17 protein-coding genes are annotated in these 20,801 nt (G+C 69.0%); 6 read left to right on the forward strand and 11 right to left on the reverse strand.

Going from position 1 to position 20,801, the window contains the following annotated elements; translation table 11 throughout:
• Window positions 1-19 precede the first annotated feature (19 nt).
• From ACFYNL_RS05920 to ACFYNL_RS05950, 7 genes are all read right to left on the reverse strand, one after another.
• A complete protein-coding gene (locus tag ACFYNL_RS05920; RefSeq protein WP_388797003.1) occupies window positions 20-3,403 on the reverse strand; it encodes a DUF4157 domain-containing protein in 3,384 nt (1,127 codons plus the stop codon).
• The gene (locus ACFYNL_RS05925; protein WP_388797006.1) at window positions 3,400-5,295 is read right to left on the reverse strand and encodes an ATP-binding protein; all 1,896 of its coding nucleotides are present in this window, start codon (window positions 5,293-5,295) and stop codon (window positions 3,400-3,402) included. Before ACFYNL_RS05925 ends, ACFYNL_RS05920 begins: the two co-directional genes overlap by 4 nt.
• Window positions 5,292-6,539, reverse strand: a complete 1,248-nt coding sequence (locus ACFYNL_RS05930; RefSeq protein WP_388797009.1) for a DUF4255 domain-containing protein — start codon at window positions 6,537-6,539, stop codon at window positions 5,292-5,294. The genes ACFYNL_RS05925 and ACFYNL_RS05930 overlap by 4 nt, the downstream gene beginning before the upstream one ends.
• Window positions 6,536-6,868 carry a hypothetical protein gene (locus ACFYNL_RS05935; protein WP_388797012.1) on the reverse strand — a complete coding sequence of 111 codons (333 nt, stop codon included), beginning with the start codon at window positions 6,866-6,868 and terminating at the stop codon, window positions 6,536-6,538. The genes ACFYNL_RS05930 and ACFYNL_RS05935 overlap by 4 nt, the downstream gene beginning before the upstream one ends.
• A gap of 1,322 nt (window positions 6,869-8,190) precedes the next feature.
• Window positions 8,191-8,913 (reverse strand): hypothetical protein, encoded by a 723-nt coding sequence (locus ACFYNL_RS05940; RefSeq protein WP_388797015.1) that lies wholly within the window; start codon window positions 8,911-8,913, stop codon window positions 8,191-8,193.
• A 56-nt stretch (window positions 8,914-8,969) separates the two neighbouring features.
• Window positions 8,970-9,491, reverse strand: a complete 522-nt coding sequence (locus ACFYNL_RS05945; protein ID WP_388797018.1) for a phage tail protein — start codon at window positions 9,489-9,491, stop codon at window positions 8,970-8,972.
• Between the two features lie 18 nt (window positions 9,492-9,509).
• Window positions 9,510-11,087, reverse strand: coding sequence for a phage tail sheath family protein (locus tag ACFYNL_RS05950; protein ID WP_388797021.1), 1,578 nt, complete (start codon window positions 11,085-11,087; stop codon window positions 9,510-9,512).
• A gap of 209 nt (window positions 11,088-11,296) precedes the next feature.
• On the opposite strand from ACFYNL_RS05950, the gene ACFYNL_RS05955 reads away from it, so the two are divergent.
• Window positions 11,297-11,986: a DUF6009 family protein gene (locus ACFYNL_RS05955; protein ID WP_388797024.1), complete on the forward strand. Its 690-nt coding sequence runs from the start codon at window positions 11,297-11,299 to the stop codon at window positions 11,984-11,986.
• Window positions 11,987-12,246: 260 nt separating this feature from the next.
• Entirely contained in the window at window positions 12,247-12,555 is a 309-nt protein-coding gene (locus ACFYNL_RS05960; RefSeq protein WP_388797027.1) for a hypothetical protein, read from the forward strand.
• A gap of 405 nt (window positions 12,556-12,960) precedes the next feature.
• Here the strand turns inward: ACFYNL_RS05960 and ACFYNL_RS05965 are convergent, their stop codons facing one another.
• A complete protein-coding gene (locus ACFYNL_RS05965) occupies window positions 12,961-13,143 on the reverse strand; it encodes a hypothetical protein (protein WP_388797030.1) in 183 nt (60 codons plus the stop codon).
• 664 nt (window positions 13,144-13,807) lie between these two features.
• Between ACFYNL_RS05965 and ACFYNL_RS05970 the strand changes: the two genes are divergently transcribed.
• On the forward strand, window positions 13,808-14,527 hold the full coding sequence (locus tag ACFYNL_RS05970; RefSeq protein WP_388797033.1) for an HAD family hydrolase: 720 nt from the start codon (window positions 13,808-13,810) through the stop codon (window positions 14,525-14,527).
• 111 nt (window positions 14,528-14,638) lie between these two features.
• A complete protein-coding gene (locus tag ACFYNL_RS05975; RefSeq protein ID WP_388797036.1) occupies window positions 14,639-15,814 on the forward strand; it encodes a M28 family metallopeptidase in 1,176 nt (391 codons plus the stop codon).
• 262 nt (window positions 15,815-16,076) lie between these two features.
• Here the strand turns inward: ACFYNL_RS05975 and ACFYNL_RS05980 are convergent, their stop codons facing one another.
• From ACFYNL_RS05980 to ACFYNL_RS05990, 3 genes are all read right to left on the reverse strand, one after another.
• Complete coding sequence (locus ACFYNL_RS05980; protein ID WP_388797039.1) at window positions 16,077-16,229, reverse strand: hypothetical protein; 153 nt, start codon at window positions 16,227-16,229, stop codon at window positions 16,077-16,079.
• 372 nt (window positions 16,230-16,601) lie between these two features.
• Window positions 16,602-16,919 carry a protealysin inhibitor emfourin gene (locus tag ACFYNL_RS05985; protein ID WP_388797042.1) on the reverse strand — a complete coding sequence of 106 codons (318 nt, stop codon included), beginning with the start codon at window positions 16,917-16,919 and terminating at the stop codon, window positions 16,602-16,604.
• 73 nt (window positions 16,920-16,992) lie between these two features.
• Complete coding sequence (locus ACFYNL_RS05990) at window positions 16,993-18,135, reverse strand: M4 family metallopeptidase (RefSeq protein WP_388797045.1); 1,143 nt, start codon at window positions 18,133-18,135, stop codon at window positions 16,993-16,995.
• A gap of 972 nt (window positions 18,136-19,107) precedes the next feature.
• Here ACFYNL_RS05990 and ACFYNL_RS05995 point away from each other — a divergent pair.
• Window positions 19,108-19,959, forward strand: a complete 852-nt coding sequence (locus tag ACFYNL_RS05995; protein ID WP_388797048.1) for a hypothetical protein — start codon at window positions 19,108-19,110, stop codon at window positions 19,957-19,959.
• A gap of 46 nt (window positions 19,960-20,005) precedes the next feature.
• Window positions 20,006-20,764, forward strand: coding sequence for a hypothetical protein (locus tag ACFYNL_RS06000; RefSeq protein ID WP_388797051.1), 759 nt, complete (start codon window positions 20,006-20,008; stop codon window positions 20,762-20,764).
• Window positions 20,765-20,801 lie beyond the last annotated feature (37 nt).

The raw sequence follows: 20,801 nt of genomic DNA on the forward strand, positions 1-20,801 counted from the left end.
GACTGAAACGAAGGGACGCTCAGAGAAGGTGGGTGACGTGCCGTCCCGCGGCATTCACGATGTCGATCCCGTCGGCAGCCAATGCGCTCGCCGGCGGCTCGGCCGTATGCAGGGACACGGTCGTCGTGGCCGGCGGCCTGCCCGGCAGTTCCAAGGTGATCTCGTACTTGGCCTCCTGGAGGAAGCGGGCTCCTCCCGGCGCTCGGAATCCGGTCTTCGGCGTGGGGTCCGGCCATGAGACACCGGTGGCCCGGAGTCGTACCTGCCCGCCCTCCCGGCTTGCCGTGTCGCGCAGTTCCCGGATGAACTTCTCTATGCCACGGTTCTGCCACTGCTGGTTCACCGCGCGAGGGCCGACCATGATGCCGGCGGCCGCTTCGTCCCCGAACCCCGGCCCCCACAGGTGCAGAAGCTGCCACTGCTTAGGACTGGGCAGCCCCATGCTGCCCAGTTCCCGGACCGACAGGACGGACGAATGCACGTTGAAGTTCGGTGCGAGCACTTGGTCGGGCCGGGCCCGTTGCGCCGAACGCGCGAGGGAGGGCTGGAGTGTCCCCTCTATCGTCACGACGAGGCTGCCCTGACGGTCCATGTGTGCCCTGATGCTTCTGATCGCGCCCGTTGACGCGATGCGCCAGTCGAACTCGGGAAGCACGCGCCGGGTCGCCTCGTCCATGACGGATCCCGACGCGATGCGGTAGCGGGCAGGCCGTCCGCGGGAGAGCGGCTCCCCGTAGGTGTCCATTTCCCGGATCACGGTCGTGACCGGTGTGCCCTGACGGTCGGCCCACGACAGTATGATGTGGTCGATCTCGTCGGGGCGCAGCCCCAGCGATTCGCCCCGTTGGACGACCTGCGCGACCTCGTCATACATCCGCCGTACCCCGGCCTGGGCTCCTGGAGCCAGGGCGGTGAACTCGCTGCGGAAGAGGTTACGGGCTTCGCGGGTGTGCAGGAACTGCCGGAAACGACGCACCCCGTACAAGTGCGTCAACCAGATGGCCTCGATGGTCGGCGCCCAGAACGCGCCGATCAGGAAGGGATCCGAGTAGAGTGCGCCGCCGGGTCTGAGGACCCGGGCCCATGCGGCCCACACCTTCTTCTGGGCCGCGGCCGCCTTCTCGATCGCGTCCCGCACCTTTGGACTGGCGTGTGCCGCCTGTTCGGACAGCCGAGCCAGGTCCCCCGTCTCGTGGAAGGTCGCGACCGCCTTCCCCAAGGAGACCTTCGCAGGCCCGACCGATCTCAAGGCGGCGCCGACAGCCGCCATATCGAGGCCCGCGCCGACGAGAGCCACGACCGCCCAGGCGATCGAGGGATCGTCCGAAAGGAGTCCCGCCTCGTGCAGCGACCGGCTCTCCTCGTAACGTCGGAATTCCTCGAAGGCCTGGTAGGCACTCAAGGCGAAGGCACCGGACGCCGCGACGACGGCGACCCCGCCCGTGCCACCGCTCAGCAGACCGAGCGCTATCGCCACGACCCCGACCAGGAACTGGGTTCCGACGTCGTCCAACTGGAGATCCAGAGCGTGATCGCGCACGATCGAGTCGAATACGGAACCGGCCTCGACGCCCTGCGCCGCATAGGCCTGCTTCAACAGGCCGTCCAGCGAGAAGACCCGGTCGGGGTTCTCCCGCAGCAGCCGATGCGCGCGGGCCACGTCCGACCGGCGCCTCGCGATGTAATCCTGTGCCGTACGTTGAGCTTGGTGCGGGCTGCCTTCCGCGAACGCCTTGCGGTCGAAGGACTTCTGCTCCAGAACGGGAAGATCCTTGGCCTCCTTCCGAACGAGGTCCTCCGCCTCGGCCCTCTTCGCCGCGGCCGAGTCGCGTGTCGCTGGATGAAGTGCCATGAGATCGGCGGCCTTGAGGGCCTCACGGGCGGGCCCCAGCCGACGGTGGATGTCCGTGGCGACCTGCGTCGAAGCGAGAAGGCGTTCCTGTTCCCACAGCGTGTGCTCGAACCTGTCCAGCAGTACGTGCCCCAGAGCGACTGCCTGCGCCCGGAAAACAGACGTGTAGGAACGCACCAGCCCCGCGAACTCCCCGATGCCGGCGAAGCCCTGGACTTTGAGGTCGTCGTCCAGTTTCCTCCGCTCGTCCTCCACCTGCTGTGTTCTCTGCGACGCCCCGAGCGGGCCGAGGGCCAGGCCGCTCACGGCGGAGAGGGCGTCTGAGAGGACAAGCTGGCGGTACCGGGCGTAGAGCTGTTCCCGACCGTGCAGACGAGACTCCAGCGAGCCCTGCTCGGCCTCCATGCGCCGCCGTTCGGCGACCTCCTCCTCGAAGCGGCCGACGGACGTCTCCAATGCCTCTAGGTCTGCCGCGCGCCCAGTCGAACGTTTCAGGAACTCCTCGCGCTGCTGCGGCGTGAGACGGGTGAGCCGCTCCGCCAGGGCGAGCACGCGCCCGTACTCTCGGAACTGGACCGGCTTGCGCTGATCCTTGGGGTCCGCTGTGAAGAGGATGGCCCGGACGTCCTCGGGGATCCTCTGCAAAGCCTCCCTCTGACGCAGCAGTTCGAACGTCAGCTCTGCTCGGTATTCCTCCAGCACACGGTCGTCCAGCGTCTTGGAGGAGGGCCCGCCGATGTGGGTCCGCTCGCGGAGCAGTCGGGTCGCCTCCGCGTCCAGCGCCCGGCGCTCCTCCTCGCCGAGCCCTTCGCGGACTGCCGTCAGACGGGTCCGCTCCTTCTCCGGTGTCGCCTGCAAGGACTGGTCGCGTACCGCGACCAGCACCATGCCCCGCGCGACGGCAGCGGCATCCGCCTTCGGAGGCGTGCCGACCCACTGCCAGTGTTGCTGCTCGCGCAGCCTTTTGGCCTGGGCATCGGTGGCCACGCCTCGGTATTGCTTGATGAATTCGACGAGGAGCTGATCCGAGTCCATCGTGCGGTTGATCTTCACGGCGAACTTCATGCGCACGGGCCGGGCGTCGACGTCCGGCTCCTCCGCCGACGCGTCATCGGGGTCCTCCTGATGCTGCACGAGCACCGTGCGCGCCGCACGCTGCTGCGCCACGTGCGCCAACTCGTGGGCGAGGAGACGCTCGTCCCCGGAGCCGCCGGTCCCGCGGCGGTCCTCCCGGACGTAGATGTGCTCGCCCACGGTCAATGCAGACGCTGCTTCCGCACGCGCCTGGCGGTCCGCTGTCGCGTCGTCGTGCACACGCACGCGCCCGAAGTCGTGTCCGAACCCGGCCTCCATCGCGCGCCGGAAGCCTGGTTCGAGCGGGGTGCCGCCTGCTCGCGGGGCCGCCGTGCTGCGGCGCTCCCGCCTGCGGTCCGGCAGCCCTGCCCGGGCGGGGGAACCGTGCAACGCCTCGGACGCCGCCCGTTCGGCCCTGATCTCGTCGGGGCGTGCGCTGCGCCGGGAACGGGCCGGCTCGGGGGCGGGGTGGCTCATCGCTGTTCCTCCCTGGTGATCGCAGATCTGCCGGCCTTGGCCAGTTCCCACCGCATCGCGGTGCGCACGTGCGCGGAGCTGACGGCGCTGCCCTGCGCGGCGGCGAGGTAGGCGGCGGACCTGGCGACAGCGGCGATCGCACCTCCCGTGAGATCCGTACCGGCCAGCTGCGTGGGGTCCAGGCCGTCGACCGGGACGTGCGGGGGGAAGGCGACCCGCCACAGAGCGGCACGCATGGCCCGGTCCGGATACGGGAAGTCGATCACCGTGCCCAGCCGCCGAGTGAATGCCGGGTCCAGGGCCGCCCGGGCGTTGGTCGTGAGGATGGCCAGGCCGCTGAAGGTCTCGAGTCGCTGAAGCAGGTAGCCCACCTCCAGGTTCGCGTACCGGTCACGGGCGTCACGCACCTCGGTCCGTCGGCCGAAGAGTGCCTCTGCCTCGTCGAAGAGCAGCACGGCGGAACAGTTCTCCGCTTCGGCGAAGACACGTCGCAGGTGCTTCTCCGTCTCGCCGATGTACTTGCTCACCACGCCGCTGAGGTCGATGTGGACCAGGTCCAGTTCGAGTTCGCCCGCCACGACCTCGGCCGCGAGCGTCTTGCCCGTGCCGCTTGGCCCCGCGAAGAGCGCGGTCGTGCCGACGCCGCGTGATGTGTGACCCGCGAAACCCCAGTCGTCGAGCACCTTGGTGCGGTGACGGACGGAGCCGACGAGAGCCCGCAGCTGCTCCCACTGGTCGACCGGCAGCACGAGGTCGTCCCAGGAGGCCCGTGGCACCACGACCTTCGCCAGCCCGGTGAAAGACGGCCGCGCGCGTTCCCTGCACGCCCGCCACAGCGGAGTTCCCCCGGCCGCTTCCCGCGCTGCGGCCTCCACGTCCGGAACCGCCAGGTCGAACACGCCCGCGGCGGTGTCGGAGTCCTCCACCGGAGCCCCCGCCCGCCGCAGGGCCGAGCTCAGCAGTGCGCGGCGGTCGGCCACGGGCAGGCGGGGGACGCGCACGAGGACTCCGCCCGCGTGGGCCACCGCCCGCTCGTCTTCGGACAGCAGCGTCGCGGGTGCGTCCAGTGCACTCAGCAGACGGGTGACCCGGCCAGTTTCCACCTCGTCGAGGCCGGTGACATCGATCGCCCAGGCCTGTCCGCTCAATACGGCTTCGCGCTCCATCAGCCGCAGCAGCCGCTCTCCGTCGAGCGGGCCGACGGGTATGTCCTCCCCGGCGATGACCAGCAGCCCCTGATTCCTTGAGGCTGCGGCGGCCGCGGCGATTGCGTCCAGGTTGGCGCGCTGGGGACCGTGCAGGAGCACGAGACGTCGCACTTTCCATCCTTGTGCCACGGCATCGGCCGGGCCTCGCAGCGGGCCCGGCAGTTCGGGTGGAGGCTCGACGGCGTGGGACACGGCCGCGAGCGCCGGATCCAAGTCGCCGGTGCCGGCCAGATGGTGCAGTACCCGTTCGTCGACGACCAAGGCGCTGCGGGTGGGCGAGCCGGCATCGCGCAGCTGAACCAGTCCCCACCGGCGCAGCGGTGCCGAGGGAGTAAGGGCGCTCCAGTGTGCCTCCGGCAGCTGAGCCAGCGCCGTACCGAAGCACATTTCCGGACTGCCGGATACCGCCTTGAGCTCCTCGGAAACGGCCGCCACGAACTCCGCACCGGCCGTCAGCAGCAGCACGGATCGTTCGAAGGCCGACAACCCGAACCCGTCCGTGAGCTGATCGAGGGCACAGGGCGAGGTCAGCCGGAGCCGGGCGGCCGCAAGAGCACGCTCGGTATCGCGTCGCTCGGCGTCCTGTACGTCAGCCCGGAGCAGCAGCCGCAGCACGGCGAGTTCCGCGATGAGGTACTCGCGGTTGGACTCCTTCCATGCCTGGGTAGGCGTCGGCTCCTTCATGACGGGGGGAGGGTGACCGAAGGAGCGCCGTAGGCCTCGCCGACAAGCTCGGGGATGCTCTCGACCCCGTCTACCTGGACGCGTACCAACCACTGGCCCTGCGGCACGCCCTCGCGGGACATTTCGAACGACGGCTGCGGGGGTGCGCCCTGGGCCGGCGGCGGTAGAACGAACGAGTACGCATCGGACTCGCCGCCGGTTCGGGACAGCAGAACCGTGGCGCGCTGTCCGGCCGCCAGCGGCGGGTTCACGATGACGGTGATGTGGTCGGCATCGGCGGTGGCCCGGGCGACGGTGGGCCGGACTGCGACGGCAAGCGCTTCGGAGGAGGCGACGACACGCGTCGGAGGCCGTCCGTCGGGACCGGGACGGGACAGATGCACCACCTGCACGCTGTGCAGGCCGGAAGGAACCGTGTCGTCGAGACGCACGGTGAGCGCGGCGGCTGTCGCACGGGGCAGGGGCGCAAGCAGGGCTGGTCCGACGCGCACCTTGGTGAGCGGGCCCAGCAGATTGCTCCCCCGCAGGGACAGCTCTCCGCCCGCCGCTGCGGGGCCGGCTCCGAGCGCCGGTCCGGCCGACGACAGACGTGGCCTACCGGCGGGGGACACGGCGAAGACCCGCTGCCGCGCCGGCAGGGCGGTTGTGGTGTTCACCTCGGCCTCCAGCAGGACCACGGTGGCCGTGTACGCCAGTGAGAGCTCGTATGGCGTCTGGGTGAACATGGACCACAGGCGGGAGAGTTCTTCCAAGGACTGCGAGGCCGCGGTGACCTTCACGGACTCGATCTGGTCCACCAGGTCCGCTTCCTTGAGGAACGTCGTCTCGACGGCATCCCCGTACGCAGCCATCGCCGCCCTGACGACCGCGGGCGTCAGCACGGGCGTACGAGCGAGAGCGGTGACGGTCCGACCCAGCAGGCGTTGCGCGTCAAGGGACGGTCCCTCGCCGTAGCTGGTGATGAGGTAATGCAGGTCCAGCGCGCAGACGGGGCGGCGGAGATACGAGCCGTCGTCGCCGCGAGTGGGCAGGTCGGAGAGGTTCCACGCGTGGTTCGGGGTGACCTGGTAGAGGAAGACGTTGATCCCCGCCGGGTGGACGAGATCGCTGACGCTCAGGCGGTCGGGACGCAGCGTGGTGACCCGGGTATTGCCCACCGCGCCCGGGTGCGGTGCCTGAAGCGCCCGATCGAGCACAAAGCGCACTGTGGACGTGACCGCGGCGATGGCGAGCGAGTTGCTCATCCGTACTCCTTCCTGCGCCGGTCCAGGTACCCGTCGAGGTCGAAACCCTCCGCGTCATGGCGGCGGCCGGGGGCTTCCGGAGCGGGCCGCACCACTTCCACCCTCTCGATGTGCACGTGAACGTCGGACGTGCTGGAGCGCTTCACCTCGTCGGCGCTGGGGCCGCGCATCCGACCCGGCACCACCAAGGCGTGCCCCGCTCCGGGCGGAGCGAGGGACGTGTCGTCCCGGGGATCGGGGAACTCGGGGCGCTCGGACGGCGGGATCACCCCCGAGGCGGTCAGAGCCGGTGCCACATGATCTCTGATCAGCTCCTGGAGTCCGGGCACGCGGCCCGTGGAGTGCCGTGCCTCGTCGCCAGGACCGGTGTCGGCGGCCGGGGCGACGGGTGGGGGCGGAGGAGGTTCGGCGTGGGGCGTTCGTTCGGAGAGATCGTCCTGGGAGCGCGGCCGGCGGTTGCCAGGGTCAGGGACGGTGTGAGCGTCCGGTACGACGGCCGGTGGGTTCGCCGTCCGGGCCCAGTGGGCTACTGCTGCGGTGCCCTCCGGCACCACCGTGGCGGGCAACTGCGCTGCTCTTTGCGGGATTTGCCCGGTGTCGGTGGTAGGGCCCGGGGCACTTGCGGTTGGGTTCTCTTGCGCCCTCGCTGGCGAGGTGGTGGGTGTGGGTGATGGGGGAGTGGGTGAAGCTGTAACCGGGCGCGGCGCGGCCACCTGGTCGTGTGGAGCGGGGCGCGCCCTTCTCGTCGCCGGAGTGGCCGACTGCTCCGCAGGACGGCGTCGGATGTCTTGAGACGTCGTCTGCTCCGGCCCGGCCGGGGTGGCGGCCGACCGGTGACCGGGGAGGAGATCCATGCCGGTACCGGTAGTACCAAAGGCCTCGTCGCCTGGCCCGGCCGCCACGTCGTGCACGCGGGGTGGCGCCGACGCCGTAGGGGCCGATGCCACGGCGTCCGTGTTCCCGGGCGCCGGCTCCGTCTCGGGTTCGACGGCGGGTCCGGTCGGCACGGGGGTTTGTGAGGCTGACCTGCCGATGGCCCGGAGGGTGGGGGAGTTGGCCGTAGAGGGGGAGGGAGCCGGCGTGTCAGCGCGAGAAGCAGAGTGTTCCGCGTCGTCGGGTCCGGTCGGACGCGGTGGCGGCGGGCGTGACTCCGCTGGAACCTGAGGCTCGTATCGCGGAGCGGGCTCCTGTTCTGCCGGGTCTGCGCGGCTGGACCTTCCCGTGGGTCGAAGGGCAGGGGCCGGGGGAAGCGCCTCGCTCGCGGCTTCCAGGGCACCGGGTGCCGGCGGCGGGGCCGGTCGGTCGTGTGGCAAGGAGCCCCACTCGACTGGCTGTTCCGTGGTGCGTTCGCCGTCGCTCGGGGCGTCGTGCTCCGGACTCCGAGACGCAGCGGCTGACATCGCTCCTATGTTGCCCCGCGTCTCCTCCGTCTCGTCAGCCCACGGCACTCCGGTACGGGTATGCGGCCCTGTCCTCCCCCACCTTTCGTCAGGCTCAGCGCCTAGGACGGACGGAGGCGGTCGGTCCGCGGACCGGCTGGGCGGCTCGAATCGTGAACGCCGATGCAGGCTCAACCGAGGCTCGGCGTCATGGGCTCGCACCGCCATGCGCGCGAAGAAGCCGTTCATCCCGGGCTCACCCTTCGGGCCTTTCATCCCGTCACCAGCGCGAGGTACGCGGTCCGTCTCACCGCCGTCATGGCCAGCACATCGCGCTCGCTCCAGCCGAAGGCGGCGGCCAGGGCCGCTACTTGTGACAGCAACAGGGGGGCCGCCGCGTCCACCTGGTCCCACAACAGAGCCCCGGGATCGAGAGCGACTCGCACCTCGCTGCCGCAGTCGGAGCACGCCATGCAGACCTGGGCGGCGGCGAACCCGGCCAAGTGGTCGGCGGCCGCGTCCACATCGGCGACCAGCTGCGGGGAGAGTTCGCCGGAAACCACCGGTGACCCGTCGGCGTGCCGCACACAGCGGGCGAACAACGCGGCAACCGCGTCGTCGGGCGGCACTTCGGCAACGGCTAGCAGATCACGGGCCGTCGGCGCGTTCACGGTGAAGGCCTGCACCTGCGCGGTCTTCCCGCCCTGCACGACAGCCGCCCCCTCTGCGTCGGCCAGCCGCTCGGTCAACTCGAACTCGGTCTCCAGGACCGCCGCGCACGCCTCGCACCGAGCAAGGCAGCGGACATGCCTGCCGAAGGCGGCTACGTGGGCTCGCACCGCCAGAACGGCACACGATCCGATGTCGAGGTCCAAGGCCGTGTCGAGATCCGGCGTGAGCCCCGCCCGGTGCACGAGTACGGCCACTCGCGCGGCCGGCGAGACCTCTGCCGCTTCGTCCCAGGCCGCGAGGAGAACGAAAGAATCACCCAGCATGCACGTCGAACCGGACGGCGGGACCCGATCCCCGCCCAGCGGGTGGTGGTGGGCCGTCACGGTTCGACGAACGAGAGCTCTGTGGGTTCGGTCACGGCGTAATCCCGTTCCCAGCCCTCGTTTTCCAGCTTGATGGTCTGGATCGCCACGGCGTTGGCGTTGGCATCGAGATCAGGAAGGGCCTGAAACTCCGAGACCCAACAGCGATACACCTTGTAGGCGAGAGTCACCTGCCCGGCTTCGTTGTACACCTCGATGATCACGTCCTTGCGGAAGTCTCTGAGAGCGGTCTCAGCGCCGAGACCGGAGCCCCAGTTCCACACCTTGTTCGCCCACTGCTCGAAGTCCACGTCGTGGGTCACACCGCGCTCAAGGGTGATCGCCTCGTACTCGGTGCGCCCAGGGGACTTACGACTGCTGCTCGGGTCGCCCCCGTGCCGGTGCTTGACGACCTCTGTGGTCCTCTTGAGCGCGCCGACCTTGCTCACGCCGGCGACGTATCTGCCGTCCCACTTCACACGGAACTTGAAGTTCTTGTAGGGATCGAACCGACTTGCGTTGACCGTGAAGTCGGGCATGGCACTTCCCTCCGCGCGTCACACCGCCGCCGCGGCTGTCTTCTGCTGAATGGCAATGACGACGAACTCCGTCGGCTTGAGCGGAGCAAATCCCACGACGATATTCACGATGCCCCGGTCGATGTCGTACTGTGTGGTCGTTTCCGCATCACATGCTACGAAATAGCCTTCGCGCGGTGTGCGGCCCTGGAAGGCGCCCTGCCGGAAGAGGTCCTGCATGAACGATCCCAGCGATGCGCGGATCTGACTCCACAACGATTCGTCGTTGGGCTCGAAGACCACCCATTGCGTGCCCCGGTAAAGGGATTCCTCAAGGAACAGCGCGAGCCGTCGGACCGAGACGTACTTGTAATCGTCGGCGAAGAGGTCGGCACCTCGGAGTGTGCGGGCACCCCACAGAACCGACCCGATCTGCGGGAACGTGCGCAGGCAGTTGATCCCCTGCGGATTCAGGGCGCCGCTTTCGCGATCCGTCATGGGCTGCGCGAGGCCGCCGACGCCGACGAGCGCGGCGTCGATGCCCGCAGGCGCCTTCCACACGCCGCGACTGGAATCGGTGCGCGCCATGGTCCCGGCGATCGCCCCGCAGGCGACGAAGGTACGGGTTGCGCCGCCGAGCAGGGGATCGAGGCTGCTGGTCCGGGGGAAATACAGAGCGGCGTTCCTCGCCGCTTCGCCCGCCAGGCCGAGGGCGCGCACCCATGAATGGACATCGGTCGCGGTCCTGGCTGCGGGAGGATCCACGATAAGGAACGCTCGCTTCCGCTGGCAGAGCGTGAGGGCCGACGCCCACAGGGCGTCTGGAAGGTCAGCGCCCGGCGACGAAGGGGGGAGGCAGAGGATGTTGAACAGGTCGGCCTTGTTCAGGCTGAACAGCCCCCTGTTGGCGGCGTCGAATGTCCTCGTGTCGTCGTCGTATTCGGCGATCGTCAGGTTCTCGCCGTCCGCTCCTTCCTTCGCGGCGTAGGTTTTCGCCTCAGGCCGCGCCGAGGCCTCGGGCGGCCTCTCCTCTCCGGGTTCGTCGCCCCCAGGCTCCGGGACGTCGACCTTCAACAGACGCGAAGCGCCGAGTACGGAATTGATCTTGCGGGGGGTGTCGTTGAGAGTGACGTTGAGGAAGGTCTCCCGGACGGTGGAAGCGGTGCCCTCAACCTCGTTGATCTTCAGATGGAAGAATTGGGAGGGGTCCGCCCCGGCACCCGTCAACTCGGTCGCTTCTTCGGCGCTCGGATGCGTCACGTCGACCCTCAGCCGGTTGCCCCACCCGCCCGGGCTCATCGCGGCCAGCGTCACCGTGTCGGTGAGTTGCAGCTTCGCCGGCTTCGCATCTTTGGTCAGGCGGACGACAAGAGCCGCCCCGCCCCCGTTCAGGTAGAAGTCCCGGACGGCATATCCGAGCGCACTCTCCCGCCACAGACCCCCGAATTCCTGCTGGAACTGAGAATAGGAGGTGATCAGGACCGGCTCTTCCACCGGCCCCATCAGAGCGCGGCCCACGAAGGCGGTCACGGAGGTCGAGACACCGGTGATCGCTCTGTTGCCGCTGGGAATCTCGGTGACGTAGACGCCGGGCGAACTCAAGGGAGGCAGTGGCATGATCACTCCTTCGGCAATGCCGCTGCAGCCAACTGTCTTCGTCGATGTGTCACCCGTGCGTCACTGCGATGTCACAGGGATGCGCTCCAAAGCGGCTGGTGCGTTTTGTGCTGGTCAGCGGCCTGTTTCGCCGCAGAGGTCTGTGTGTACGGATGTCTTGAGAGGGTGAAGAAGGCGGCGTCGTCGATTGTGTCGCGTAGTTGGTAGCTGTGGGTCGCCCGGCCGAGGAGACCCGCACACAGGGAGGCCCGGCTTTCCTGCCACAGCCCCACGACCGTGACACAGAGCCCGACGGCCCGTACGCCAGGAGCGCTCCTGCCGAGGGCGTCGACCCGCGCACCCGCCAGCCCCGGGTCAAGGGCTTGAGATCGGACGCTGAGAAGGCGGCCCGCCTTCCCGCGTCGTGCATGAACTCGGCATACAAGTCCCGCTGTGAAGGCCGGGGCGCTCTGTCTTCAAGGACGGCGCGGCGCCCTACGCACTGGTATCTCGTGTCCTGCCACCGCTTCGAGGTGGAGCGGGAGTCCAAGTCCTCGTTCGGAGCGAGGGTCGTGCCGGCCCTCGGACGGAAGACGGCCGCGCACCTTCACCACGGGGGTCAGGCCGGCGGAGTTCGCTTCGCGCGGCCGCGTTGCCACGGTGCCGCAGCGGGGAGATGGCCCAGCGGGGCCGACGTGCTCTGCGAAGCGCTCACCGTCTCGACGAGGGCGCCCGGGAGGGCGACGTCGGGGTCCGCTCCGAGGCCACCGCCGCCCTGCTCCGCATGGCCGAACTCCTCCACCGCATTACCGGATGGAAGCCGAGACCCCCTCGGCGCCGCTCCCGCACCGGTAGCGTCCGCGGGCACATCGGACACGTCCCCCCCGAGAAGACAAGGACTGCAACGCGTGTTTCTGTGATCGGCTGTGGTTACCTCGGCATCCCGCACGCGACCCAGGCGTAGGTCCCCGTAGTCGCGCATTGTCCGCTTCACCGCGTGGGCTCCGTAGCCCCGGTGCTGCAGACACACCTCCGCCCCGACCGCCCAGGAGCAACGCAGAACAGTGGCCTCGAAGGCCCTGTCGCCTCGCGCGACGCAGCATCGCACACCCGACGCCCGTTGTCTGGCCGTGGAAGCGGTTCAGTGGGTGGTTCAGTGGGTCCGTCGAGGGGCAGGGGCGTGGTGGTGGCGGACGTCCACCACGGACGGCGGCGTCGTTGCGGCGCACGCTTCGGCGCGGTGTCCGGCAGGGCGGTCAGGGCCGCAGCAGGGGCGGTAAGGCTGAGGCAGCAACCGCTGTGGTTCCTGGGTCCCTTCCGCACGGACGAGTGGCTGCTGCACGACCAGGTCTCCCCTTCGGCCGAGCACGGCCGGGCGCTCACCTGCGGAAGGCTGCTCGACAAGGGCTGGCGTCTGGTTGCCGCGCTCGCACAGGAGGGACCCATGCGCTTCGACCGGCCCCGGACGGCCCCCGGTCGGCGGCGCTGATCAGCCTCGGGGAACACGTGTAGGAGATGCGACCGCGCTGCGCAGTCCGCGCGGTGGATGCACGATGGTCGGCTGTCGGTCGGCTGCGGCCAGTTCGGGACATGGCGCCGTGGCACGCCTTGGCCAAGTCAAGTCGCCGCACAGACCACTCACCAGATCCTCAGGCCCTCATCGGCTGACCAGCCCACCAATGTGATGGACGTCGATCACGGCTGCCGAAAACCCTCGGTGCAGCACAGACGGCGGAGGGTCGCACGGGCGCGGCCCGACTCGTCTCCGGGGAAGTGTTCGCAGGAGAGCGGCGGGCTGCGGTAGGAGCGGCGGCCCTCCTGCTGCCGGCGGCGCGGGACAGCGACTTGCCGACAGCACGTTCAGCTTCAGCGGACCTGCCGTCGCCGCTCGCGCCTACCCCCGCTGCTCATCGCCGAGATCGCGCCGAACCGCTCCGCCCTGATCTTCGATCAGTCCGGCGTCGTCAGGGAGGTCCAGGACTGTGCCACAGTGCTCGCACAGCGGCCCATCCCCGGCCGGTGTGCCGCACGCCTTGCAGAATCGGTTGCCCTTGTCGGTCTCGGTCTCGTGGGTCATGGCTCTCCATAGGCTGGACAGTGATGGTTGCGGGAGTACCCATGACCTCGACGAGGAACCTCACCCGCAGAGCCGGCGCCCCGTCCCCCGGTCGCGGCGTCTGTGCCGTCCGAGCGGACCGTCATGTGCGTCTGGGCGGCGACTTTTCCCCCGGTGCCCATCCGGTCGGTCCGGCGTGATCGTCACGGGTCCCTACCGTCGCCGCATGCTTCACGCATCAACCACCTCATCTGCTCAGCGGACCCCGCGGGGGGCAAAGGCCCGCGCCCGCTGGTACTCAACGGGCTCCGCGGGCACGTCTCGTACATTGCGTGGAGCGACATCGTGGTCACCTCCGATACGTCACAGCCGAGGAAGCCCGCATCATGGCAGCCCGAGGGGCCCTTCATACTCGATCCCCCACGGCGCGAGGGCTGGTCTCGCTTCAATTGACTGCTTCAACTGTGCTGTGTCAAAGCTAATTTGCCGAAACCCGGCCGGGATGCGGGATCGCACCCGCAGGCGGAGGATGGAGTGGACGGGAGCTTGTCCCAGGCGCCGGGTGAGCTGCCGTCCGCCGCGGTGGCCCCGTGATGCCGCTCCGCCGCACTTCACGCGGCCGCCATCCCAGATGGCACTCGTCCAGTCCCGAAGTCGGGACGGTTCACCTTGCGGAGGCCCTGAGATGCCCGTGCTCTTCTTCGACATCGGGGCGACTTTGGCGGACGCCCGCGCTGAGGCCGACGGCACGCTCACGTTGCTGCCGCGGCCACGCGTTCTCGCTGTCCTCGACTCCTTCCGCGACATGCCCAAGGGCATCATTTCCAACCCCGGTACGGATGACGGTGCTGCCGAGAGGGCTGCCGTGGCCCTTCATTCAGCGTTCCCCGGCCGTTTCACCGACGCGCGCCTGGTCCACTGGGGTCCCAAGAACAACCGGAGTCTCTTCGACGAGGCGATTGCTGCAGCGACGGAGGTGGGCCGAGAGGGGGCGGGGGCCGCGGGGGCCGACGACTGCGTCTTTGTCGGTGAGGATTCCCAGGAACGCGCGTTCGCGAGGGAGGCGGGCATGCGCACAGCGGCTCACCCCGTCTTTGCTCCAGCCGCCGTGGAGAATCGTCCCGTTCTCTGGGCACGCATCGAGCTGCCGGAGGGCCGCGGACTGCCCGACCTGGCGGTGATCGCCGACGAGACCGAAGTCGTGCCGCTGCACGTGCCTTCAGAGCGGCTCGTGCTTGCCATGCTGAGCGCTCGCGGCGCCGAGGTCCTCGAACAGGCCGGATTCGCGGTCGACTTGCGGGGGCCCGTGGCGGAAACAGCGGCCTTCCTGGTCCGCGACGACCGCGCGTTTCCGTCTGCCGCGGCCCCAACCAGCGCCACGGCCGCAGGCCGCACGGCGACGTAAGCGGCGCTGCGCGCCACCTTGGCCTTTGGATTCGTTGCCGAGGAACTGTCGGGATCTGCGGCCCCGCCACCCGTCCCGCTGGGGCCCGCGCCGGGCGGCGTCTATCTCGCCGTGCCCGCCGGCATCCCGATCGAGGACATACACCTGCCGGGTGCGAAGCCTGGACACATCGAACGGCTGCTGCCGGACCCCGCGCTCCTCACCCGCCCCGGTGAGACATCGGCGGGAGGGGTCACGTTCCGCTCGGCGGCGGGTCCGGGCTCCCCCGCCTCGACCGCCGAGTCAGCCGGAGACGGCCGCCCCTCCGCATGGACCATCGCCGCGGTGCAGTCGACGGTGACCCCCGATGTGCTGCGTGATCATGTGGCGCGTATCTCCGGTGCCGCACCGCTGGTCGAGGGCGAGCCGCTGCGGGTCCGCAGCCGGGACGCGTCTGCGGAGGACAACCCTCGTGTCGTCGAGGCACTCGCACGACGTCTGTCGGACCTGGGACTAACGGTCCGGCTGCACCCCTTCCGGTGGCGCGGGCGGCAATTGTTCAACGTGGAGGCCGAACACGGTGTCGCCGGGGCCGATTCGGCCGTCCTCATCACCGCGCATCTGGACTCTACTGCGTCCGGCGGTGACTTCGTCGACGAGAGTGGTGAGCCACGACCCTATGATCCGGCCGTGGACCCAGCACCCGGCGCCGATGATGACGGAAGCGGCACCGCCGGGGTCATGGCAGCGGCCGAATGCCTCAGCGCGCTGCTCGCGGACGGCCGGGCGCCGGTCCGCACGGTGCGTTTCGTGCTGTTCAACGCCGAAGAGCAGGGCCTGGTCGGCAGCAAGTTCTACGCACGGGCCGCGGCGGCGGCAGGGGACCGTATCGCCGGCGTCTTCCAGATGGACATGATCGCGGGCCTTCAGCAGGGCAACATGCCCACCGTCGAGATCCACACCGGTTCCTCGGTGCCTGGTCCCGTGGTGGCCGCGTCCGACGCGCTCGGAGGTCTCGTCGCACGTACCCTCCCGGCCATCGATGCCGAAGTGACGGTCCAACAGCTCACGGGCCTCACCGACCCGGCGGTGGGCCGCAGCGACCACGCCAGCTTCCATGAGCGGGGGTGGGCGGCCGTCGCCGTCTCGGAGGACCTGTTCGCCACCCCCGACGGCCTGCCCGGCACCGGTACCCGGCAGTACCACACCCCCGGTGACACCCTTCTTGACCAGGACCACAGTACGCAGTTCGCGGCCACGATCGCCCGTTCTGTCACCGCGACCGCCCTGACACTCGCGGGCCTCTGAACGTCCGCACCGTCGGCATCGGGCCCGCGCGCTCGCGCGGCAAGGGGAACGGTCGGTACACAGTTGATCGACAAGCGGGACATGACCGACGACCGGCTGGCCAGCGTCGAAGGGGCCGATGCCCTGGTGCCCGACATGCCATGGGCCCTGGAGTACCAGCTGTGACATCCCCGGGCTCGGCGTACGGAGTCGCACAGTTCAACGACCCCGCCACGTCCGCATAACGCGGTAGTCGCCGGGTTGTTCGTCGGGCGACGGCCCCTCAACTGGCGCGCGCCGATCGGGACTGGCGCGCGCCGATCGGGATAGCCCGTCCAGGAACGACCGCCGCCACCAGCACCGCCGCCCCGGACCAGGTCCACGTCATCGCGGCCTTACGCAACGCGGCCGCCATCGCCTCGATCTCCTGGAGCATCGCTGTCGATCCTCAGGGCGGCACGCAGGGAACGATGCCTCCCGCGCAGATAGGCGACATCCTCTTGGCGCCGTCCCGGGCTGGGATCCCCAACGCTCCGGTCATGGGCATGCAGGTGGACGGGCACCGTCGTCTTGATGGGTAGGGCGCCACAGATATCGAAGTCGTCACGCACACGGCGGAGCGTCACGCACATGGCGGAGGGAGCCCTGCTCTTCCCGCCGCAGGCGAGTTCACGGCCAGGTCACCTGGGAGTGACACGTGTCCAGGGCGCCGACGCCGGCGCCATCGCGGTGCTGCGACAGCTCAGCCGGACAGCTGCGTCGGCAGGCCGCCGTCCGTGGCGGACGGCGGCCTGCCTCGATTCCTCTCTCACTCCCGCGCGACATGCTCCTTGAGCCACCGCAGCAACGCCGCGAACTCCGGGGACATGTCCGTGTCCGACTGGACGAGAACGGACGAGTGGCTGCCCTCCTCGACCGTGATCGAGTAGCTCAGGGCATCCGGTGCGCGGCTGCGGGGCGCCGGGGTCCCCGCAGCCGCCGCAGTTGTCGCAACGGCCGCTGCCACCAGCCGGGACAACTCAGCCGCAGCACTCTCGGGTAGGGCGTGGGTGTCCACCACGTCCGGCGGGAGGCCGGCGAGGACCGGCGCCGCCAGCCCGCCGCGCGTTGCCAAAGTGACCCTCATGGCACCTCTCAGCCGTCCGCCGCTTCCGCTGTTCCGCAGAGGTACCCGGCGTCGGCCGCCGGGCACCTCGACGTCAACCACCGGCCGTCACACGTCCCTTGAGCGCGGCCACGTCCCGGCTCAGCTCCTGCACCTGGGCCGTCAGCGCCCTGACTGTCGCGGTCGCGTCCCCGTTCTGGCCGGCTGTGCGATAGCGCGCCCTGGCGCGCCCCACCGTGACCCCGGTGATCGAGATGCCGACCTCCTGCCACGCCCCCAGCACGGCCATCTGTTCGGCGCTGCCGGAGTCGTACAGCTCTCCGGCCTTGCGGTACGTGGTGTCGGCGAACTCCTGGAACCGCGTCTCGCTGTTGGATGCTTTGAGAGCCTCGTACCAGATGAGTCCGGGTGCCTCCCACGAGTATCCGCCGATGGTGGCCGCCGTCAGGTAGAACGCCTTGTTCGGAATGCCGGAGTTGTAGTGCACGGCACCCCAGTCTCCCTCGTAGGTGTCCGGCATGTTGACGTACTTGGACATGTGGTCCGGCTGGGGGTCCTTGCCGTACTTCTCGGTGTTCCACGCATGCCCGGGAGCCTTCATCGACCGCAGCGCGTCGGCCTCGATCTGAGGCGTGAAAACCTCACGGCCGATCAGCCAGTCCGCCTGCTCGGCCGTCTGACTAAGTGTCCACTGCTCGACCATCGCCCCGAACACGTCCGACATGGACTCGTTCAGGGCTCCGGACTGGTTGTGATACTCGAGCCCCGTGGTGTGCTCGGTCACCCCGTGCCCCCATTCATGGGCCGCCACGGAAATCGAGTTCGTGAGGTCGGAGAAGACGCGACCGTCCCCGTCGCCGAACACCATGTGGCGCCCGTCCCAGAAGGCATTGCCGTACTCGAAGCCGTAGTGGACGTATCCGTCCAGGCGCATCCCGTGACTGTCGATCGAGTTCCGGGCGAACACCCGCTGGAAGAATTCCCGCGTCTTGCCGAGCATGTCGAATGCCTGGTTGACGGAGGCGTCGGTCGACTCCGGTCCGTCCTCGGACCGGGCCAGAACCGCGAAGGGCAGAGACGTGGTGCTCCGGCAGTCGTGAATCGTTCTACGAGCGTTGCCGGGAGTGGCGGCACCGGGGAAGGCTGCTCGGACCGCTCGCTCGCCCCGCAGGTGGGCAGTGGTGAGCATGGTGTTCAGCGCGGCCTGACGGATCTCGCCGTCATCGCTTTTCAGCAATCTTTCGAGCAGATACGGAGGGGTAATGCAGGGGTGTCGGAATTCGCTGGTCATCGCGGTACTCCTTGGACCAGGGGAAGTCTGTTCCTCGCTGCGAGGGCGTCCAACCTCGCACGCGGTCCGCCCGCGTGGGAATAGGGGCATGCGCCCGGTGCGGCCGAGCACGGTCCGCCGGGCCGGTAACCTTTTCATCCATCGCAGCGTCATGGCGTGAGCTGCCTCACGTGTTCCATCATTGCACGTTCCGGGATCGACGCCACATTGCGTTTCCCTGGTGTGAAGCGGACTCAAATTTGCGCTTTCACATAACACTTCCAACGGTTAATTCGCGCCCCCGGCTCGCTTCCAGACCGGCCGTCAGCTGCGCATGGTCGGCCGACCTGCCGTACGAATTGGGGCGGTGTGATCCTTTCGGGCACCCCGTCGAGGTTCTCGGCCCTTCCGATCGGGCGATGGAGTGGGCTGGCCAGCCAGTACGCTCCCGTCCGCGACACCTGCAGCCGGCCGAAGCTGTCCGGCCGCACTCGGAATTCGGTGCTCGACTCTGGTGAGGTCGTCGAAATCCTTTCCGCTGCCGCCAGGCCTTCTAGTGTCCGGACAGGAATTCCCGGCGCGATGCCAGAACTTTGACTCGGGCCCCTCAGGGGAGACGTCTTGAGCCCTGGTTACGGTACGGAGCGTTTCCTACGCATCCGGCTGGCCTGACGGCGTGCGATTCCGCCCCATGGGCTGCACGTCCGACTGTGACCAGACCCCTGTGACATTCCCTTTCCGTCCGGAGCATGATCACGCGGGTAGTCGGCCGCCCCACACATGCGGTGACGTCTGGCCGAGCTGCTCTTGCACCCTGTGATGCTGTGTGCGGCCTTCCAGGCGGACCAATGGTGGGGGCTTCGAACGGAGGTGAGAAACTTGGCGGCCGCTGATCCCAAAGCCACCCACGGAAATGCTGGTGGTGGGGGAGGAGACGGCATGCTCCTCCCACCTGCCCATGTTCATGCGCCCTCACGGCTTCCATATCCTGCTCGAATCGAGGCCGCCTTCACCAACGATGCGGGCGACGCGCAGCAGGTGTACGCCGACGACCGGCGGACGACCGGGACAGCCCTCTACACGCTGAGACCTGAACGCTTAGTTCTGAGCGACCTCGTCGGCACAGACGGGCAACCCGCAGGCACGTCGTTCACCGGGCCCCTGTTCTGCGGCGACTTCGAACGCGGCGGAACGGAGCTCCTGGACCCGGTGACGGTCGAGGTGCGGCACGTCGTTCACTTCCGGCGGTTCGACCACCATGCCGTCCGCCCCACGGACCTGACCTACCTGGCTGTCGGCAAGGGTGACGAGCGGCTGCTCGCGCACCTCGTCACCATGCCCCCGGACTTCGAGCACGTCGTTGCGATGCGGCAGGTTCCCGGTGCCTCGCGTGCCACCGACGAAGTGCTGCGGAAAGGGTCGGCCCTCGCGATCGCCGCAAGGCCCGACGGCCCGGACGACACTTGCGAGAGGGCGACCAGGTCACGGCGGGCTTCGTCCGCGACGGGTCGGTCGGAAGCGATCTACGGCTCGTCACGAGGCGGGAGTTGTCCCTCGAGGAAGGGGAGCTGGCAGCAGGTGAGCACTCACACTGAAATCCGGCGTCTCCGGCGTCACGGCTCGTCCTCGACGCAGCGGAACTCCGGGTCCGTGGATATGTCCGCTCCCGTCGGGCGGTGTGCGCATCAGGGTGAGGGCGGGTTTCTCCAGAGCGACCACCTGGCGCGACGGGTGCTGGCCTTCACGGCCCGAGGCAGACACCGCGCCTGCGCAGGGGCGGAGATATGCTGAGAATGTGAGGGTCGCGCTCCCCTGAAACCCGTGCAGGAGCGATGTCATGGACCTAGTTCCGGTCGAGATCAAGGTCAACGTCGAGGGCGATGTGCCCGGTGCGCTGTCGGCTCTCGGGAGTTCGCGGGGTGCACCGACCTCGCGCCGGATCTGGTTCGCCGAAGACCGGCAAGGGGCCGCCGAGGGGCGGGTCCCGTTGTTGGACAACGGCGTGATCGTGCGCTTCAGACTGGGCGGCGCATCGGAGGATCTGACGGTCAAGCTTCGTCCGTGCGACCAAGAGCAGCTGGTCGGTCGGTTCTCCGAGTCCTTCGAAGCGGGACCCTTCACCTACCGGATCGAGGAGGACTGGTCGAGGAACGGCCGCGTGCTGGCGGCCTCTCTGGTACGCGACTGCCCTCCTGGAACGCTGGGCGACGCGGTGGAGCGGGGAGCCGATGCCGCCGCGGCGACGGATGCGGTACAAAGCCAGTTCCTGCATGCTTGTGCGCCCTCCGTCCGACTCGACGGGTTGGTCGCGCTGGGGCCGGTCCTGTCGACGAAGTTCGAGGACGTCCCGCTCGACGATCTGAAGGCCGATCTGGAGGTGTGGTCGGTGACGGGCATGGAGTTCCTAGAGGTTTCGATCCGGGTGAAACCCAAGGACGAGGACGACCGGGAGACGTTCACGGCACGGGCCGAGCGCAAGCAGCGGAAACTCCAGGAGGCGGTGCGGGAACGCGGGGTGCCCCTCTCCGAGCACCCCGAGAACAAGACCCGCCGCGTACTCACCGCCTTGGTGGCGGCCGCCGGCCCGCTCGCGTGACCGATCCCCTCCCACGCCACGTCGTCACGCGGCCGGC

The sequence above is a fragment of the Streptomyces sp. NPDC007808 genome, assembly GCF_042868655.1.
Lineage (GTDB): Bacteria > Actinomycetota > Actinomycetes > Streptomycetales > Streptomycetaceae > Streptomyces.

Excerpts from the sequence above, each read along its gene's own strand:
- ACFYNL_RS05950 (WP_388797021.1), bottom strand. The coding sequence starts at position 11,087 with ATGCCACTGCCTCCCTTGAGTTCGCCCGGCGTCTACGTCACCGAGATT.
- ACFYNL_RS05985 (WP_388797042.1), bottom strand. The coding sequence starts at position 16,919 with ATGAGGGTCACTTTGGCAACGCGCGGCGGGCTGGCGGCGCCGGTCCTC.
- ACFYNL_RS05925 (WP_388797006.1), bottom strand. The coding sequence starts at position 5,295 with ATGAAGGAGCCGACGCCTACCCAGGCATGGAAGGAGTCCAACCGCGAG.
- ACFYNL_RS05920 (WP_388797003.1), bottom strand. The coding sequence starts at position 3,403 with ATGAGCCACCCCGCCCCCGAGCCGGCCCGTTCCCGGCGCAGCGCACGC.
- ACFYNL_RS05980 (WP_388797039.1), bottom strand. The coding sequence starts at position 16,229 with ATGCTCCAGGAGATCGAGGCGATGGCGGCCGCGTTGCGTAAGGCCGCG.
- ACFYNL_RS05965 (WP_388797030.1), bottom strand. The coding sequence starts at position 13,143 with ATGACCCACGAGACCGAGACCGACAAGGGCAACCGATTCTGCAAGGCG.
- ACFYNL_RS05995 (WP_388797048.1), top strand. The coding sequence starts at position 19,108 with ATGCTCCTCCCACCTGCCCATGTTCATGCGCCCTCACGGCTTCCATAT.
- ACFYNL_RS05930 (WP_388797009.1), bottom strand. The coding sequence starts at position 6,539 with ATGAGCAACTCGCTCGCCATCGCCGCGGTCACGTCCACAGTGCGCTTT.
- ACFYNL_RS06000 (WP_388797051.1), top strand. The coding sequence starts at position 20,006 with ATGGACCTAGTTCCGGTCGAGATCAAGGTCAACGTCGAGGGCGATGTG.
- ACFYNL_RS05970 (WP_388797033.1), top strand. The coding sequence starts at position 13,808 with ATGCCCGTGCTCTTCTTCGACATCGGGGCGACTTTGGCGGACGCCCGC.
- ACFYNL_RS05945 (WP_388797018.1), bottom strand. The coding sequence starts at position 9,491 with ATGCCCGACTTCACGGTCAACGCAAGTCGGTTCGATCCCTACAAGAAC.
- ACFYNL_RS05940 (WP_388797015.1), bottom strand. The coding sequence starts at position 8,913 with ATGCTGGGTGATTCTTTCGTTCTCCTCGCGGCCTGGGACGAAGCGGCA.